Annotated in this window: 18 protein-coding genes and 1 tRNA gene; 12 read left to right on the top strand and 7 right to left on the bottom strand. The window is 55.5% G+C overall.

Features of this window, described 5'->3' with window-relative positions; genetic code table 11:
* Positions 1 to 62 precede the first annotated feature (62 nt).
* The gene (locus ACP15F_RS06705; RefSeq protein WP_424940042.1) at positions 63 to 350 is read left to right on the top strand and encodes a DUF1330 domain-containing protein; all 288 of its coding nucleotides are present in this window, start codon (positions 63 to 65) and stop codon (positions 348 to 350) included.
* A gap of 74 nt (positions 351 to 424) precedes the next feature.
* Here the strand turns inward: ACP15F_RS06705 and typA are convergent, their stop codons facing one another.
* The 3 genes from typA to ACP15F_RS06690 form a co-directional block, all read right to left on the bottom strand.
* The gene (gene typA / locus ACP15F_RS06700) at positions 425 to 2,245 is read right to left on the bottom strand and encodes a translational GTPase TypA (RefSeq protein WP_424940041.1); all 1,821 of its coding nucleotides are present in this window, start codon (positions 2,243 to 2,245) and stop codon (positions 425 to 427) included.
* A gap of 101 nt (positions 2,246 to 2,346) precedes the next feature.
* Complete coding sequence (locus ACP15F_RS06695) at positions 2,347 to 2,676, bottom strand: DMT family transporter (RefSeq protein WP_108856434.1); 330 nt, start codon at positions 2,674 to 2,676, stop codon at positions 2,347 to 2,349.
* 57 nt (positions 2,677 to 2,733) lie between these two features.
* On the bottom strand, positions 2,734 to 3,192 hold the full coding sequence (locus tag ACP15F_RS06690; RefSeq protein WP_424940040.1) for an Lrp/AsnC family transcriptional regulator: 459 nt from the start codon (positions 3,190 to 3,192) through the stop codon (positions 2,734 to 2,736).
* A 111-nt stretch (positions 3,193 to 3,303) separates the two neighbouring features.
* Here ACP15F_RS06690 and ACP15F_RS06685 point away from each other — a divergent pair, with 111 nt between their 5' ends.
* Both ACP15F_RS06685 and ACP15F_RS06680 read left to right on the top strand, forming a co-directional pair.
* Positions 3,304 to 3,510, top strand: a complete 207-nt coding sequence (locus ACP15F_RS06685; protein ID WP_424940039.1) for a DUF6356 family protein — start codon at positions 3,304 to 3,306, stop codon at positions 3,508 to 3,510.
* A 35-nt stretch (positions 3,511 to 3,545) separates the two neighbouring features.
* Positions 3,546 to 4,322 carry a class II glutamine amidotransferase gene (locus ACP15F_RS06680; RefSeq protein WP_424940038.1) on the top strand — a complete coding sequence of 259 codons (777 nt, stop codon included), beginning with the start codon at positions 3,546 to 3,548 and terminating at the stop codon, positions 4,320 to 4,322.
* 1 nt (position 4,323) lies between these two features.
* On the opposite strand, the gene ACP15F_RS06675 is transcribed toward ACP15F_RS06680, so the two are convergent.
* Positions 4,324 to 5,127 carry an enoyl-CoA hydratase gene (locus ACP15F_RS06675; RefSeq protein ID WP_424940037.1) on the bottom strand — a complete coding sequence of 268 codons (804 nt, stop codon included), beginning with the start codon at positions 5,125 to 5,127 and terminating at the stop codon, positions 4,324 to 4,326.
* Between the two features lie 56 nt (positions 5,128 to 5,183).
* Here ACP15F_RS06675 and ACP15F_RS06670 point away from each other — a divergent pair, with 56 nt between their 5' ends.
* Together ACP15F_RS06670 and ACP15F_RS06665 are read left to right on the top strand one after the other, a co-directional pair.
* A complete protein-coding gene (locus tag ACP15F_RS06670; RefSeq protein WP_424940036.1) occupies positions 5,184 to 5,609 on the top strand; it encodes a PaaI family thioesterase in 426 nt (141 codons plus the stop codon).
* 66 nt (positions 5,610 to 5,675) lie between these two features.
* Entirely contained in the window at positions 5,676 to 6,671 is a 996-nt protein-coding gene (locus ACP15F_RS06665) for an SLAC1 anion channel family protein (RefSeq protein WP_424940035.1), read from the top strand.
* A gap of 47 nt (positions 6,672 to 6,718) precedes the next feature.
* Here the strand turns inward: ACP15F_RS06665 and ACP15F_RS06660 are convergent, their stop codons facing one another.
* Complete coding sequence (locus tag ACP15F_RS06660; protein ID WP_424940034.1) at positions 6,719 to 6,952, bottom strand: DUF1127 domain-containing protein; 234 nt, start codon at positions 6,950 to 6,952, stop codon at positions 6,719 to 6,721.
* Between the two features lie 94 nt (positions 6,953 to 7,046).
* Here ACP15F_RS06660 and ACP15F_RS06655 point away from each other — a divergent pair, with 94 nt between their 5' ends.
* From ACP15F_RS06655 to ACP15F_RS06630, 6 genes are all read left to right on the top strand, one after another.
* The gene (locus tag ACP15F_RS06655) at positions 7,047 to 8,465 is read left to right on the top strand and encodes a PLP-dependent aminotransferase family protein (RefSeq protein ID WP_424940033.1); all 1,419 of its coding nucleotides are present in this window, start codon (positions 7,047 to 7,049) and stop codon (positions 8,463 to 8,465) included.
* Between the two features lie 150 nt (positions 8,466 to 8,615).
* Positions 8,616 to 9,080 carry a 50S ribosomal protein L13 gene (gene rplM / locus ACP15F_RS06650; protein ID WP_424940032.1) on the top strand — a complete coding sequence of 155 codons (465 nt, stop codon included), beginning with the start codon at positions 8,616 to 8,618 and terminating at the stop codon, positions 9,078 to 9,080.
* 2 nt (positions 9,081 to 9,082) lie between these two features.
* The gene (gene rpsI, locus ACP15F_RS06645; protein WP_142853027.1) at positions 9,083 to 9,571 is read left to right on the top strand and encodes a 30S ribosomal protein S9; all 489 of its coding nucleotides are present in this window, start codon (positions 9,083 to 9,085) and stop codon (positions 9,569 to 9,571) included.
* Positions 9,572 to 9,693: 122 nt separating this feature from the next.
* A tRNA-Arg gene (locus tag ACP15F_RS06640) sits at positions 9,694 to 9,770 on the top strand.
* Between the two features lie 99 nt (positions 9,771 to 9,869).
* Positions 9,870 to 10,946 (top strand): GSCFA domain-containing protein, encoded by a 1,077-nt coding sequence (locus tag ACP15F_RS06635; protein WP_424940031.1) that lies wholly within the window; start codon positions 9,870 to 9,872, stop codon positions 10,944 to 10,946.
* Entirely contained in the window at positions 10,924 to 11,685 is a 762-nt protein-coding gene (locus tag ACP15F_RS06630) for a hypothetical protein (RefSeq protein WP_424940030.1), read from the top strand. Before ACP15F_RS06635 ends, ACP15F_RS06630 begins: the two co-directional genes overlap by 23 nt.
* A gap of 9 nt (positions 11,686 to 11,694) precedes the next feature.
* Here ACP15F_RS06630 and ACP15F_RS06625 read toward each other — a convergent pair whose 3' ends face one another.
* A complete protein-coding gene (locus tag ACP15F_RS06625) occupies positions 11,695 to 12,438 on the bottom strand; it encodes a glutamine amidotransferase (RefSeq protein ID WP_424940029.1) in 744 nt (247 codons plus the stop codon).
* Between the two features lie 111 nt (positions 12,439 to 12,549).
* A complete protein-coding gene (locus tag ACP15F_RS06620) occupies positions 12,550 to 13,131 on the bottom strand; it encodes a YcbK family protein (RefSeq protein WP_424940028.1) in 582 nt (193 codons plus the stop codon).
* 367 nt (positions 13,132 to 13,498) lie between these two features.
* Here ACP15F_RS06620 and ACP15F_RS06615 point away from each other — a divergent pair, with 367 nt between their 5' ends.
* The gene (locus ACP15F_RS06615) at positions 13,499 to 15,124 is read left to right on the top strand and encodes a L,D-transpeptidase family protein (RefSeq protein WP_424940027.1); all 1,626 of its coding nucleotides are present in this window, start codon (positions 13,499 to 13,501) and stop codon (positions 15,122 to 15,124) included.
* The last annotated feature ends 11 nt before the right edge of the window (positions 15,125 to 15,135 follow it).

Below are 15,135 nucleotides of genomic sequence, written 5' to 3'. Positions count from 1 at the left end.
AAGCTTTAAGGCCGCGTATCTTTTGCCCGATACGCGGCCTTTTTTACACTGGAGAACTGCCCATGCCCGCCCTTTGGATTGCTCACGTCACCGTCACGGATGAAGACGCCTATGGCAAATACGCCAAGCTTGCTGGACCCGCCGTTGCGAAGCATGGCGGCAAGTTCATCGCGCGTGGTGGCCGTTATGTACAACTCGAAGGCAAAGACCGCCCGCGCAACGTGGTCGCCAAGTTCGAAAGTGTGGAAGCAGCAGAGGCTTGCTATCACTCGCCCGAATATCAAGAAGCGTTAAGCCATGCGCGCAACGCGTCCGAGCGTGAGTTGCTGATTGTTGAAACGGATGAATAAGTCCACCTAACATACTGATATAAAATAAAAAAGGGGCCTTTCGGCCCCTTAACTATTCCTAAATGTGAAACACGTTACTGTGCAGCGCGTGCCTGGCGTTTGCGCTCGTGCGGATCCAGATAACGCTTGCGCAGGCGCACGTTCTCGGGGGTCACTTCGACCAGCTCGTCGTCGTTGATATAGGCGATGGCCTCTTCCAGCGACAGGGTGACTGGCGTGGTCAGGCGGACTGCTTCGTCGGTGCCCGAGGCACGTACGTTCGTCAGTTTCTTACCTTTCAGCGGGTTCACCTCAAGGTCGTTTTCACGGCTATGCTCGCCGATGATCATGCCTTGATAGACGTCAACCTGAGAGCTGATGAACATCTTGCCGCGATCTTCAAGGTTCCACAGAGCGAAGGCGACCGACTGGCCGTTTTCCATCGAGATCAAAACACCTGCGCGACGGCCGGGGATGGAGCCTTTGTGCTCGGTCCAGCCATGGAATACGCGGTTCAGAACCCCGGTGCCGCGCGTATCGGTCAGAAACTCGCCGTGATACCCGATCAAGCCACGTGAAGGCACATGCGCGATGATACGCGTTTTGCCAGCGCCAGCGGGTTTCATTTCAACCAGTTCACCTTTGCGCGAACCGGTCAGCTTCTCGATCACGGCGCCGGAGTACTCGTCATCCACATCGATCGTGGCTTCTTCGACGGGCTCCATGCGGACACCGTTTTCTTCCTTCATGATCACCTGCGGGCGCGAGATTGACAGCTCGAAGCCTTCGCGACGCATGTTTTCGATCAGAACGCCCATCTGAAGTTCGCCGCGGCCTGAAACCTCGAAGGCCTCGCCACCGGGTGTGTCTGCGATCTTAATTGCGACGTTCGATTCCGCTTCTTTCATCAGGCGATCACGGATGACGCGCGACTGAACTTTCTTGCCATCACGGCCCGCCAAGGGGCTGTCATTGATGCCAAAGGTCACGGTGATGGTGGGCGGGTCAATCGGCTGGGCGTCCAGCGGAGTATCGACTGCAAGCGCACAAATCGTGTCGGCCACGGTGGCCTTTGCCATGCCCGCGATCGAAACGATGTCACCGGCCTGCGCTTCTTCGATGTCGGCTTCTTCCAGACCGCGGAAAGCGCGGATCTTGGTGACGCGGAACTGTTCGATTTTTTGACCGATGCGGCTGAGAGCCTGTACGGTAGCGCCGACTTTCAGCGTCCCGCTTTCAACGCGACCCGTCAGGATACGACCAACGAACGGGTCCGATCCCAGCGTGGTGGCCAGCATACGGAAATCTTCGTTCTGATGCGCGATCTGCTTGGGGGCAGGGACGTGGTTGACGATCAGGTCAAACAGCGCGTGAAGGTCTGCGCGCGGCCCATCTAGTTCATGATCTGCCCAGCCCGAACGGCCCGAGGCATACATGTGCGGGAAGTCCAGCTGATCTTCGGTGGCTTCAAGGCTGGCGAACAGGTCAAAGCATTCGTCCAACGCGCGGTCGGGTTCCGCGTCGGGCTTGTCGACTTTGTTCAGAACCACGATCGGGCGCAGGCCCAGTGCCAGCGCTTTCGAGGTTACGAACTTGGTTTGCGGCATCGGGCCTTCTGCGGCGTCGACCAGCAGAACAACGCCGTCCACCATCGACAGGATGCGCTCGACCTCGCCGCCGAAATCGGCGTGGCCGGGGGTGTCAACGATGTTGATCCGGGTGTTTTTCCATTCGACCGAGGTCGGCTTGGCGAAAATCGTGATGCCACGCTCGCGTTCAATGGCGTCATTGTCCATGGCGCGTTCAGCGACGGCCTGGTTTTCCCGGAACGCGCCGGATTGTTTCAGAAGCTCGTCAACAAGGGTCGTTTTGCCGTGGTCAACGTGTGCGATGATCGCAATATTGCGCAGGTCCATAAGGGCCACCTTCGAAAGAAAAGGGATAAGTTAGGGCGCGCATAGCCCGGTTATGGCGCGATTGCCAGAACAAAAGCGTCAATTCGGGGTATTTCACCCGTTCAGTGCTGAGCCGAGTTTGAAAACAGGTGAATGATCAGGATGCCACCAAGGATCATCGACAGGCCGAGAAGGGCAGGCAGGTCCAGTTTCTGACCAAAAAGCGCATAGCCAATGGCGGCAATCAATACGATCCCCAGTCCCGACCAGATGGCATAGGCCACGCCGACGGCCATGTATTTCAACGCCCAGCCCAACAGGAAGAAGCTGATCGCATAAGCCACGACGACCGTCAGCGACGGTCCAAGCCGCGTAAACTGCTGGCTGGCTTGCAGGGCGGTGGTGCCGATGGTCTCGGCAATGACGGCAAGGATCAGGATCAGATAGGGCATGGCTCGGCTTTCAACTTTCAAGGCCGTTCTAGATCGCGCCATTCACACTGTCAGGCCTTAAAGCGACAGTTCTGTCGTTTCCTTCAGCTCTTCCATGACGAAACTGGCCGAGACGTCGCTTAAGTCGACTTTCTCGATCAGTCGCTGGTACAACGCGTCATAGTCTTTTACGTCATTCACACGCGCATGGATTAGGTAATCCAGATCACCAGTCATGCGATAGGCGCCCAGGATCTCGGGCATCAGCTTGACCGCGCGCGAGAACTTCTCCAGCCAGTCTGCATCATGGTTTGACGTGCGGACCTGAATAAAGACGGATAACCCCAGCCCCAGCTTCTGTGGATCCAGTAAGGCCACGCGTTTGCGAATGATCCCGCTTTCTTGAAGGATACGCACGCGTCGCCAACAGGCATTGCGCGACAGGCCAACCTTTACGCCTAGATCTTCAAGGCTTTGGTCTGCGTCTTGTTGCAGGGCGCTCAGAATTTTTCGATCAACTGTATCAATGTTATGCATAATTGGACAATAGTGGGAGAATATCACACATTCAATGTGAATGCCCGTTAATTTGGGATCTATGTGACGTATGGGCCCGTATCATGGTGCTACGCAGACAGGAGACAGACCATGATCAACCGCATTTTTATCGAGCATCCTCAATCCGTCGATGAAACCTATTTCGAACACGCCCGATTTGCTGCCACGTTCAGCTTTTGGCTCTTTCTGGCAGCGGGTGCTGCGCTTATACATGCCTTTATTCCGGCCGCATTTGAGAAGACGGCCAGCCGCATTATCGCGCGGCTCTATGCAAAGACCCATAATCGCGGCCAGTAAGCCCGAAGGGTAAGACTGGAAAGCAAGGGGGCAGTATGTGCCGTTGGGCAGCCTATCTGGGCGCACCGATTTTCATAGAAGAGGTCGTGGTTCAGCCCGGCCATTCGCTGATCCAGCAAAGTCAGGAAGCGGAAGAGGCAAAGACCGCCATCAACGCTGATGGGTTCGGGGTCGCGTGGTATGACCACCGTGCCGAACCAGGACTTTACAGGGATGTGTTGCCAGCTTGGTCTGATCCGAACCTGCGGGCATTGGCCCATCAGGTAAAGTCGCGGTTGTTTCTAGCACATGTGCGTGCCTCAACAGGATCGGCCACCAGCCGCAACAACTGCCATCCGTTTACATATAAACAGTGGAGCTTCATGCATAATGGGCAGATTGGCGGGTTCGAAGGGTTTCGCAAACGGGCGGACATACTGATCCCAGATGCACTTTATTGTAAGCGGCAAGGTGCCACGGATAGCGAAGTGCTGTTTCTGCTGACCATCGAGGCGATTGAGGCGGGTGCAACAGTTCCACAAGCGCTGGAGCAAGCCACACGGGCTCTTCTGGATCTTTCGCTTCAATATGGATCAGCGCCACATCTGCGTTTATCCGCAGCCCTGTCAGACGGAACTTCACTTTGGGCCGCACGGTGTGCGTCGGATCAGTATGCGCCATCCGTTTACTATCGCTGGTCAGATAGCCGTCAGGGATGGGCCGTGGTGTCCGAACCATTGGACCGGAGCGAAGATGATTGGATTTGTCTTCCCCCCGGCCATATTGCCCAGTTCAGCGAAAAGGACGTGTGTGTTACGGAATTTGAGCCGTGATCTAAGCGTCCTCGTTCTGAGACCACTCCGGCTTGCGCTTCTCGATGAAGGCCTGAATGCCCTCGGCGGTATCGCGTAGCATCATGTTTTCCGCCATAACGCCGCCGGTAAAGGCATAGGCTTCTTCTAGATCCATCAGGGCCTGATCATAGAAGGCGGATTTGCCGATTTTCACGGCTGCCCCCAATTTCGAGGCAACCGTTGCCGCCAGCTCGTCCGTTGCTGCGCGCAGGTCCTCATGCGGAACGACGCGGTTCACCAGCCCGACTTCGCGGGCGCGGGCGGCGTCAATGAACTCGCCCGTGGTCAGCATTTCGAAGGCGACTTTGCGCGGCACGTTGCGAGTTAGGGCAACCATCGGAGTCGAGCAGAACAGACCAATGTTCACACCGTTCACCCCAAAACGCGTGCCTTCAGCGGCAACAGCCAAATCGCATGTCGCAGCAAGCTGGCAGCCCGCGGCGGTGGCGATGCCGTGGATTTCGGCGATGACAGGTTGGGGCAGGCGGGGGATTAGGGTCATCACCTCGGCGCAGCGGGTGAACAGGTCGTTGAAATAGGCGTGGCCTCCATCCTCGGCAGCGCGCCCTGCGGTCATTTCTTTTAGGTCATGACCGGCGCAGAACACCTTGCCCGCACCTGCGATCACAATCGCCCGGATCGAACTGTCATTGGCCAGCGCCTCGAGCTCGGACTTCAACGCAGCCAGCATCGCGTCCGACAGCGCGTTCAGCGCGCCAGGGTTGTTCAGCGTCAAACGCGCAACTGACGCAGCGTCCTCGCGGATCAGAATTGGATCTGCCATCTTGTCCTCCCATGGTTTGCGTCACACGATAGGCGGGAGAAAGCGAAGGGGAAACCATGCAATTGAAAATGACGCAACGTGAATTGCAGGCCTTTCTGCACGCCGAGTTCCCTCAGGTCGCGGATGACTTCGAAGTGGCCGAGGTCGCGCCCATGCGTGCCATCATTCGCAAACGTATTAGCGACAAGCATTTGCGTCCCGGTGGTACCGTCTCGGGCCCCAGCATGTTCGCCTTGGCGGATGTATCAATCTATCTGGCGGTGCTGGCGATGATCGGACCTAAAGCGCTTGCCGTTACAACCAATTGCTCGATCGATTTTATGCGCAAACCGGCATCCGGTGCGGATCTTTTGGCACATGCGACCATCCACAAGCTGGGCAAAGTGTTGGCCGTCGGTGACGTGCTGATCTATTCCGAGGGTCACGACCGGCCGGTGGCCCGCGCCAGTTTGACCTACTCGATCCCACCGGAACGGGGTTGACCCGGGCAGGCGAAAGGCGCACGACATTAGTATATTTCAATATGTCGCGCGAGGTTTTGAACGCCCATGTCTGACACGACCCAAGCCCCAGATCCAAACACCCCAGTGACCGAGTTCAGCCGTCTGGCGCATTTTCCGGTCACCTTCTTTGCCATCGTGATGGGGCTTATGGGCCTGACACTGGCCTTGCATGCAGGGGCTCCGGCAATGCCGTTGTTAGAGCCCGCATCATCCTTGATGCTGTTGATTGGTGCGGCTGTCATGTTGGTGATAGCTTTGGTCTATGTCGCCAAAGCCCTACGCCATCCCGCCGCCGTGGCCGAGGAATGGCATCACCCAGTAAAACTGGCGTTTTTTCCAACGATCTCGATCTCGCTTCTTTTGCTTGCCACCGCGACGTTTCCGTATAACGCCGTACTGGCAGAGTACGTCTGGCTTCTGGGGGTCGCGGGGCAGGGCGTGCTAACGATTGCCGTGATATCGGGTTGGATCAGCCATCGGTCCTTTCAGGTAGGGCATCTGACGCCTGCGTGGTTCATTCCCGCTGTGGGTAACGTCATTGTGCCGGTGCTGGGTGCACGCATGGGTTACATCGAAACCTCGTGGCTGTTCTTTTCCGGCGGTATGATCTTCTGGATCGTGCTTCTGACGCTGGTGATGAACCGCCTGATCTTTCATGATCCCATTGTGGCGCGACTGTTCCCGACCATGGTCATCCTGATCGCACCGCCGTCGGTCGCTTTTTTGGCCTATGTCAGCATGACCGGAGAAGTGGACGGCGTGGCGCGTCTGTTGATCTATGCGGGCTATATCTTTGCAGCACTTGTTGTGGCGCAGGTGCCGCGGCTGGCGAAGCTGCCCTTTGCGCTCAGCTGGTGGGCGCTCAGCTTTCCTATCGCCGCGCTGTCGATCGCGTCCTTCCGCTTTGCCCAGCTGGATGGCTCGCGTACGCATCACAATATCGGTTTTATCCTGTTGATTGTGCTGGTGCTGGTGGTTGCTGGTTTGATCTGGCGCACCGGTAAAGCCATGCTTCGCGGTGAAATCTGCGTGCCAGAATAAAAAATGGCCGGGGAAACCCCCGGCCCAGGAAAAGGTTTCGTGTGGTATCAGCCGCGCCAGAAGGGCTTTTCCGCCTCAAGCTGTGCTTCGGTTTTGGTGATCCCAATATCCTTGTGAAGGTGATCCGGAAGATCCTTCAATGCCTGTCGGGTGTTCATTCGCAGGCGCCATTTGGTGACGGTCACGGCGACAACCAGAAAGGCTTCTGCCAGAGCGGGCAGGGGGCTATTCGTGTCGAGAAAGGCGAGCCGGTCATGCCGGTACGTGTTTCCGTGTTCCATCTTGAACTCCAAGAATTGTATTGATACAAAGTGGCATCATTGCCATGGTGTATTGATACAAATCGTCCGTGATGCGCACAATTGGAATATTGTTATGGGTACAATTTTCTCGACAGACCTTATGAGCGGGCAGGGCCCCAAATATCGCCGCTTGGTGGACGGTCTCGTCGCAGCCATTAAGTCGGGTGACTTGCCCGAAGGGGAAAAGCTACCGCCTGTGCGTGAACTGGCGTGGGAGCTGAAAATCACACCCGGGACAGTGGCGCGGGCCTATTCCATTCTTGGTGAAGAAGGGTGGGTGTCGGCAGAAGTTGGGCGCGGCACCTATGTCCGCCCCCTAAGGGACCGACCTAAACAGCGGGCAAGATCAAGCGACGGCTATCTAAAGCATCAAGCACATGCGCTGCACAATGAGCCAGAAACGGATTTCCTGTTTGCACCGCGCCTGCCGGATGTTGGGCAGGTCGACATCATTCGGGATGCCATACGAGCCGCCGCAGACCTGCCAGACACTTTGTTGCTTCGATATCCGTTCCACGGGTCGCAAGCCTATCTGCGTGAAGCGCTTCTTGCGCATATTCCTAAACACGAACAGGGGGGGATCAGCGCCGACGATATTGTCGTCACCAATGGTGGCCAGAACGCGATTATGCTGTCGATGCAGACCCTGTTGGCCGAAGGGACGCGGGTGGTCATGGTTGAAGAGCACTCCTATCCTGGACTACGACGCGCGGTCGAGCTTTTGGGGGCGAAAGTCGTCGGCGTGCCCATGGACGAGCAGGGGATCGATCCTCAAGCGTTGGCGCATGTTGCGAGAAGCTCGGGCGCGAGCCTTCTGTTCACCATGCCCGAGGCGCATAACCCAACCTGTCGCGTAACCGATACCGCGCGCCGGCACGAGGTCGTTGACGTCGCGCGCACTCATGGCTTCCATATTGTGCAGGACGACTGTTATCGCTTAGGTCCAGCTCTAGGCCCAAGTTATCGGTCGCTTCTACCAGAACAATCCTGGTTTATCTCGTCCTTCTCGAAGACGATCTCTCCGTCGTTAAGGGCAGGGTATGTCGTGACGCCATCGGGGTGGGCAAGCAAGATGCGCCGGGTGGTGGATGTGAACTACTTTGGCGTCTCATCGCCCACCGCTGAAATCCTGTTTCAAATGCTGTCTCATCCCGATCTCGAACAATCCATGACCGAAATGCGCCGCCGCAATCGGGAGTATATCGAGATTGCTGTTAACATGCTGGGTCGGTATGAGCTTGGATGGAGCCACGATGTTCCGTTTTTCTGGCTGAAACTACCGCATGGTTGGCGCGTATCTAGTTTCTGTCAGAAGGCGGAGAACAAAGGCATTCGAATTCGACCTGGTGATGATTTTGCGCTGCGTGATGGACCGTCTCCTCAAGCTGTTCGTATTTCGGTTAATGGCCAGATGCCGCCCGAGCGGTTCCGGGAGGTCTTGGCCGAGCTAGTTGATCTGTTGGACAACCCAACCGACACATTAAGCGTTTAAGGCATGGAAATGGCCTAAGTTGTATGGGGTAAAATAATACCATATTTGTAACGCATTGATTTAGAACGATTTATGCAGGAAGACTGCGCTTGACCCGACCCTCAAAATCACTAAAACCACCCCATCCGAAACCCAATCAGGGCTGAATCAATGAAAACCTTCTCTGCAACGCCTGCAGATATCGACAAAAAGTGGATCATCATCGACGCCGAAGGCGTTGTTCTTGGTCGTCTTGCATCGATTATCGCCATGCGTCTTCGTGGCAAACACAAAGCCTCGTTCACGCCGCACATGGACATGGGTGACAACGTCATCGTGATCAATGCGGACAAAGTACAAATGACCGGCAAGAAGCGCACCGACAAAGTGCACTACTGGCACACCGGTTACCCGGGCGGCATCAAGTCGCGCACCGCTGGTCAGATCCTCGAGGGTGACCACCCTGAGCGTCTGCTGACCAAAGCCGTGCAGCGTATGCTTCCGGGCGGCAAACTGAGCCGTCAGCAGATGACCAATCTGCGCGTATACGCCGGCGCCGAGCACCCCCACGAGGCCCAGAGCCCCGAAGTGCTGGACGTCAAGTCGATGAACCCCAAAAACACACGTGAGGGCTGATCATGACTGAAGAGATCAAATCGCTGGACGAGCTGAACGCCGTCGCAGAAGGCACCGAAGCTGTTGTTGAGGTTGCTGCCCCCCGTGAGCCCGTCCGTGACGAGCTGGGTCGTTCCTATGCCACCGGCAAGCGTAAAGACGCTGTTGCTCGTGTGTGGATCAAGCCGGGTTCCGGCAAGGTCACCGTGAACGGCAAAGAAATGGACAAGTACTTCGCACGCCCCGTGCTGCAGCTGATCGTACGTCAGCCCGCACAGGTTGCTGGTGTTGAAGGCGAATTCGACGTTGTCGCCACCGTTAAAGGCGGCGGTCTGTCGGGCCAAGCTGGTGCCGTAAAGCACGGGATTTCGAAAGCTTTGCAGCTTTACGAACCCTCGCTGCGTGGTGCTCTGAAAGCTGCTGGCTTCCTGACCCGTGACTCGCGTGTTGTTGAACGTAAGAAGTTCGGCCGCCGCAAAGCACGTCGTTCGTTCCAGTTCTCGAAGCGTTAATCGCCGAGATACAGATTTTGGGAAGGGCTGCCAGTTTGGCGGCCCTTTTCTTTTGGACTGCTCTGAAATCCAGTGGTTTCATGTTGCGGGGGGCAGGGCGATGGCCTATATCCCGGCCTTAGGCACCCGTAGCTCAGCTGGATAGAGCGCTGCCCTCCGAAGGCAGAGGCCAGAGGTTCGAATCCTCTCGGGTGCGCCATTTACTTAAATTGCCAGCGCTCAAATAGTTTTGTTGAAGTCCTAAAGGCGAAATGATAACCGGAGCTTCAATCATAGATAACTAGTAGCTGGTGAGTTTGTGAAGAATCCGTACGAAAGTTTACCTCCTAACGCGTTTTGGAAAGTGGCGGTAGCTGATCCTCAGCCCGAGCATATCTCTGGACTTTGGAAGCCGAAATTTGATCTTCAACCTGATCACAAAGTTTCGACCTATGGCTCGTGCTTTGCGCAGCATATCGGGCGTGCTCTGGATGCACGTGGATATTGTTGGTTTTGCACGGAAACTGTACCACGGTCGGCGTCTAAAGAACTACGCAAGCGTTATAACTATGATATCTTTTCCTCAAGGACCGCAAATATTTACACGACGACCTTGCTGCTGCAATGGGTGAAGTGGGCCCTCGAAGACCAGCCAGTACCGGACGAGATTTGGGAGAAAGGCGGACGCTTTTACGACCCCTTCCGACCGACCATTGAACCGGAAGGTTTTGCGTCTGTAGAAGAACTTTTGACCATGCGTCGTGTCCTTCTTGAGGCTTTCGCCCGCAGTGTCACTGATGCCGACTTTTTCGTGTTTACTCTGGGGCTGACAGAACGCTGGATCAACGAACCCCTTAATTACGAGTATCCAATGTGCCCGGGTACGGTTGGCGGGCTATTTGACCCTGATACGCATAGCTTTGACAATCTAAACCACGCGACGGTGAAAGAAGCCCTGTCTGAGGTTTTGGATATTTTCAAAGTCGCAAATCCTGATCTGAAAGTCATCCTTACAGTGTCGCCTGTTCCATTGACTGCAACAGCGTCAGATCACCATGTCCTGACCGCGACGACCTATTCCAAATCCGTGCTAAGATCCGTGGCGGGGGAACTGTCTGCAGAGCGCAGCAATGTTGACTATTTCCCGTCTTACGAAATCATCACAAGCCCCGTGTTCAAGGGGGAATTCTATGCAGAGAACCTTCGTTCTGTGCGCCAGGACGGTGTTGATTTTGTAATGCGGAGTTTCTTTCGTGATCTCAACGATGCTTTTGGTCCAGCCGAGAACCGGGCGGTAAATTCACCTCCAAAAGATAGCATAAGGGGCGTTCAGGACAAAAAGGACGACACTACGGTTTGCGAGGAAGAGCTCCTTGCAGCATTTGGGCCAAAATAAAATGATAAACCAACTTTTCAGTAAGCGCTCGAGTTCGTCTATCAGGTTGTGCGTCATAGGCAACAGCCACGTTGGCGCGTTGAAATTGGCATGGAGTGCACTGAATTCTGAGTACCCTGATATTGAAATCACCTTTTTTGCGAGCCCGGGAAAAAGCGTTCGTAAGTTGAAAGCTCGTGGGTCAAAGATCTTGCCGGTCTCTCCGAAGGCAGCTCGGAGTTTTCGAATAACTTCCGAGGTTGGAAACCGGATTAACGTAAAACAGTATGACGCGTTTTTGTGTTATGGAACTTTGCCGTGGAGACCAATTGTTGAAAGCAATTTTTCACGAGCGTTTAGCATAGAGGCCGCAAGTGGGGTCATTCAACGCGCGATACTTACGCATCATCTGAAGCTATTGAATGAAAGAACGCAGAAACCGATTTTTGCATCCACTGCTCCGCTTCCTACTCAGGTGTATCGAGAAAAAGGTGAGCTTCTGATACCGGCAGATGAGTTTCGCGAGACAATTCAGGAACGCTATGCCTCAGCCTATGGCGTCGAATTGATTTGGCAGCCCGAAGAGACGCTCGTCGAAGGTGGGTTTGCCACTCGTGACGAGTTTTCGACGAATTCGTTACGGTTGGAAAGTAGTCTCATGCCCAATAACACCCACCCGGAAGCAGACATCGAGCATATGAACCAATCATATGGGGAAGCGTGGTTGAGGGCGTTCTTGCCGCGTTTACAGAACCTTTAATCGGTTCTCTCAACCATTCCGATACCGGTCAACGAAGTTCCGCAAAATTTGCGCTGGTGCATGCACGTCCGCTGCATGGACCATTTCGACCAGTGCGTCGGCCTGTTCGGGCGGGAAATATCCGTGATGTTTGTAGATCCCGATCCGGGTTTCAAACCCGTGCGCGTCAGCTTCGGGATGAAACTGCGTGGCATAGACGTTTTGACCAAACCGGATCATTTGGAACGGGCAGGGGGCTGATGTGACCAACTGCACGCAGCCGTCGGGCAGATGCTGCATAGCTTCCTTGTGACCTACGAAGGCTTCGAACGCATCGGGAATGTCTTTCAACAATGGATCGGCGCGCCCATCATCGGTTAGACGACAGGGGCTGGCGCTGACGGGTTCTCCGAACTGATCTTTTGACACAGCGCCGGGCTTTAGGTGATGACCCAAAATGCCGATGCCATAACAGCAGCCCAGAAACGGAATGTCCTGGTCGGTGATCTGCGGCATAATTGACAGGCATTCAGCTTCGATCTTGGCCTCGATCTCGGATTTCTTCTCGGGCGCGTCCGAAACACAGCCCGGCCCTCCGCCAACGATGACACCAGCATAGTTTGTCAGGTCCAGATCGGCGGGGATGTCGTCTTGATCCAGACGAATGCGGTGGACCTGATCGGGCGTCAGGCCGCCCTTTGACAGAAACGCCTGGAATTCATCATCCGAGGCATCGGTTTCCGGGCGCAGTTGCAGGATCAGGAACGGTTTCATCAAAGCCTCGTCAGTCGTTCAGGGCTTGATGCCAAACAACCTACCGCGCCACAACAAAAAAAGCGCCCGAGGGCGCTTTGCATTGTTTTGTGAGGTAAGGATCGGCGGAGCTTAGCGGCCCCACGAGCGGACCACTCCGCAATCCATATGCACGAAGTTCGACCCCGAGTATTTGCCGACGCCACCACCGTTACAGGCCACAGCCGCTTTGAACATCTGGTTCACCGAACGGGACTTCAGACGCAGGTCAGCGGCTTGACCCTTCATGTGAAGCGAATTCTTCGCCACTCCGCGCGAGCGCGAGCGGAGCATGGCGTTGGTCTTGGGCGAACGATAGCCTGACAGCATCGTGTAAGGTTCACGCACATCCATCAGGCCATGAGCCGCGGCCATAATGTCGATGTTGCGGGTGTCAATCTTGATCGAAGTGTCCGTACGCCAGTCACGCATGAAATGATTGATCTCTTTCAAGGCATCTTTGATGTACTTGCCTTCGATCCAATAAATCATGTTGATGGTTTCGCCGGTGCGGCCAGAATACATGGCCAGACGACGTACATCGCCGCCACCGCGTAAAAAACCGGCTGCGTTCGCATACATGGGTGCAGATGTCACAGCCGTTGCTGCGAAAGCACCTAGTAGCCCGCGCCGAGTGATGCCCGATTTCAAGCCGTTCGAAGTCTCATAGGTCATTGTCGTAGCGTGTCCCGTCGCTTGCCTGTCACCATTCCCGCCTGACTCTGTGGTCAAATCGGGGTGATGCGTTTGCCTTGTCCCCAGACGTGCCTTCTTATTGCACAACTCGAATCGTGCGCCAAGTAGAGTTTTTAGTCCCTTAACGGGTTCAAGAAAAATCGGCGGGAATTTGCTGAAAAATGTGAAACTCCGGTTAACCGTGGCCCGGAGGCTGCACTCGATCCGCGCAGGGTAGGGTATTCCGGAAAAGGACGGGGGGAGTCGAACAAAAACGTGCCAAAGTTTTCGGTATTGTGAATAGACACCCGCAACCAGATGTTGGAATACTGAATTTCAGCACGATCTCATTCATTTCGGACATGACATGACGAAAACATTTACTGCGCGCGTACGTTCGCCCTTTCTGACTTTGGCGTTTGCAGCTGTTGGGGCCGCCGTTCTTGGTGTTGGTTCGCTCGCGCCTGCAAATGCCCAAAGCGTCGTATCGGCCTTCGCTCAATCGGTGGCCGAAGCTGCTGCGCGTGAAGATGAGGTTGCTGCCTTTTATCGCGCCAATGCCTATAAGCCGATTTGGACAGGCAGCTCAGCCGAGGATCTGGCCCGGCGCAAAGCTTTACTGGGCGCGCTTGCTGGTGCCGAAGACCACGGGCTCCCGCGCGTTGATCTGGAAGATCTGAAGGCGCGCATGGCCAATGTATCCTCGGTGCGCGAGCTGGGTGCGCTTGAGGTCGAGCTTTCCAAGCGACTGGTAGACTACGCGCAAGGCGTGAATTCGGGCATTCTGACCCCTGTCAAAGTCGATAGCGGAATTGTGCGAAAGATCGACCGCAAGGACGGCTCTGATATTCTGGCCGGGTTTGCGGCGTCGTCGCCCGCCGGGTATTTGAAATCCCTTCCGCCCAAGAACGCCGAGTACGGACGCCTAATGCGCGAGAAGCTGCGCTTGGAAGATACCATTCAACATGGCGGCTGGGGCAAAAACGTTTCCGCGAAGTCTCTTAAGCCGGGGCAATCGGGTGAGGCCGTGATTGCCTTGCGCAACCGTTTGGTGCGCATGGGCTATCTGAACCGCTCGTCCAGCCGCAGTTATGACGCCTCGATCCAGAAGGCCGTGCAGCAGTTTCAGGCCGATCACGGACTGACCGATGATGGTGTTGCAGGCGCAGGCACCATTGCCGAGATCAATGTCTCGCCGGAAAAACGTCTGGCGTCGATCTTGGTCGCTATGGAGCGTGAGCGCTGGACCAATTTCGAGCGCGGTCAACGCCATATCTGGGTGAACCTCACCGATTTTACTGCGAAGATTGTGGACGGGGGTAGCGTCACGTTCCAGACTCGATCGGTCATTGGCAAAAATGTCTCGGATCAGCGTAGTCCTGAGTTTTCGGACGTGATGGAGCATATGGTGATCAACCCCACCTGGAATGTGCCTCGGTCGATCGCCACGAAAGAATACCTTCCGATGCTCAAGCGTAATCGCAACGCGGTGAGCCATCTGAAGCTGATCGACAGCCGTGGCCGCGTCGTCAATCGTGGGGCAGTGGACTTTACCAAGTTCACCGCGCGCAGCTTTCCGTTCGCGATTAAACAGCCGCCGTCGTCACGCAATGCGTTGGGGCTGGTGAAATTCATGTTCCCGAACAAATACAATATTTATCTGCACGATACGCCGTCAAAAAGCCTGTTTGCCCGCGAAGTGCGTGCCTTTAGCCATGGCTGTATCCGTCTGAGCGATCCGTTTGATTTTGCCTATGCGCTTCTGGCCAAGCAAAGCAGCGATCCCAAAGCGACCTTCCATAAGGCGCTAAACACTAAGCGCGAGACACGCGTCAATCTAGAGCAACACGTGCCGGTGCATATCGTCTATCGCACCGCCGTGGCGCCTGCGAAGGGCCGTGTGAACTATCGCCGCGACATTTATGATCGCGATGCGAAAGTTTGGGCCGCTTTGCAAAATGCCGGGGTAGCACTTCGCGCCGTGGATGGTTAAATCCTTTAGTG

This window comes from Aliiroseovarius sp. S253 (genome assembly GCF_049800855.1).
Taxonomy (GTDB): Bacteria; Pseudomonadota; Alphaproteobacteria; order Rhodobacterales; family Rhodobacteraceae; genus Aliiroseovarius.
This window is presented reverse-complemented; position numbering and strand designations above follow the sequence as displayed.

Bases quoted from the DNA above. Each gene is read 5' to 3' on its own strand.
- ACP15F_RS06695 (WP_108856434.1), bottom strand. From the start codon at position 2,676: ATGCCCTATCTGATCCTGATCCTTGCCGTCATTGCCGAGACCATCGGC.
- ACP15F_RS06675 (WP_424940037.1), bottom strand. From the start codon at position 5,127: ATGGCAGATCCAATTCTGATCCGCGAGGACGCTGCGTCAGTTGCGCGT.
- typA (WP_424940041.1), bottom strand. From the start codon at position 2,245: ATGGACCTGCGCAATATTGCGATCATCGCACACGTTGACCACGGCAAA.
- ACP15F_RS06670 (WP_424940036.1), top strand. From the start codon at position 5,184: ATGCAATTGAAAATGACGCAACGTGAATTGCAGGCCTTTCTGCACGCC.
- ACP15F_RS06665 (WP_424940035.1), top strand. From the start codon at position 5,676: ATGTCTGACACGACCCAAGCCCCAGATCCAAACACCCCAGTGACCGAG.
- ACP15F_RS06620 (WP_424940028.1), bottom strand. From the start codon at position 13,131: ATGACCTATGAGACTTCGAACGGCTTGAAATCGGGCATCACTCGGCGC.
- ACP15F_RS06680 (WP_424940038.1), top strand. From the start codon at position 3,546: ATGTGCCGTTGGGCAGCCTATCTGGGCGCACCGATTTTCATAGAAGAG.
- rplM (WP_424940032.1), top strand. From the start codon at position 8,616: ATGAAAACCTTCTCTGCAACGCCTGCAGATATCGACAAAAAGTGGATC.
- ACP15F_RS06655 (WP_424940033.1), top strand. From the start codon at position 7,047: ATGGGTACAATTTTCTCGACAGACCTTATGAGCGGGCAGGGCCCCAAA.
- ACP15F_RS06690 (WP_424940040.1), bottom strand. From the start codon at position 3,192: ATGCATAACATTGATACAGTTGATCGAAAAATTCTGAGCGCCCTGCAA.
- ACP15F_RS06615 (WP_424940027.1), top strand. From the start codon at position 13,499: ATGACGAAAACATTTACTGCGCGCGTACGTTCGCCCTTTCTGACTTTG.
- ACP15F_RS06685 (WP_424940039.1), top strand. From the start codon at position 3,304: ATGATCAACCGCATTTTTATCGAGCATCCTCAATCCGTCGATGAAACC.
- ACP15F_RS06705 (WP_424940042.1), top strand. From the start codon at position 63: ATGCCCGCCCTTTGGATTGCTCACGTCACCGTCACGGATGAAGACGCC.
- ACP15F_RS06660 (WP_424940034.1), bottom strand. From the start codon at position 6,952: ATGGAACACGGAAACACGTACCGGCATGACCGGCTCGCCTTTCTCGAC.
- rpsI (WP_142853027.1), top strand. From the start codon at position 9,083: ATGACTGAAGAGATCAAATCGCTGGACGAGCTGAACGCCGTCGCAGAA.
- ACP15F_RS06625 (WP_424940029.1), bottom strand. From the start codon at position 12,438: ATGAAACCGTTCCTGATCCTGCAACTGCGCCCGGAAACCGATGCCTCG.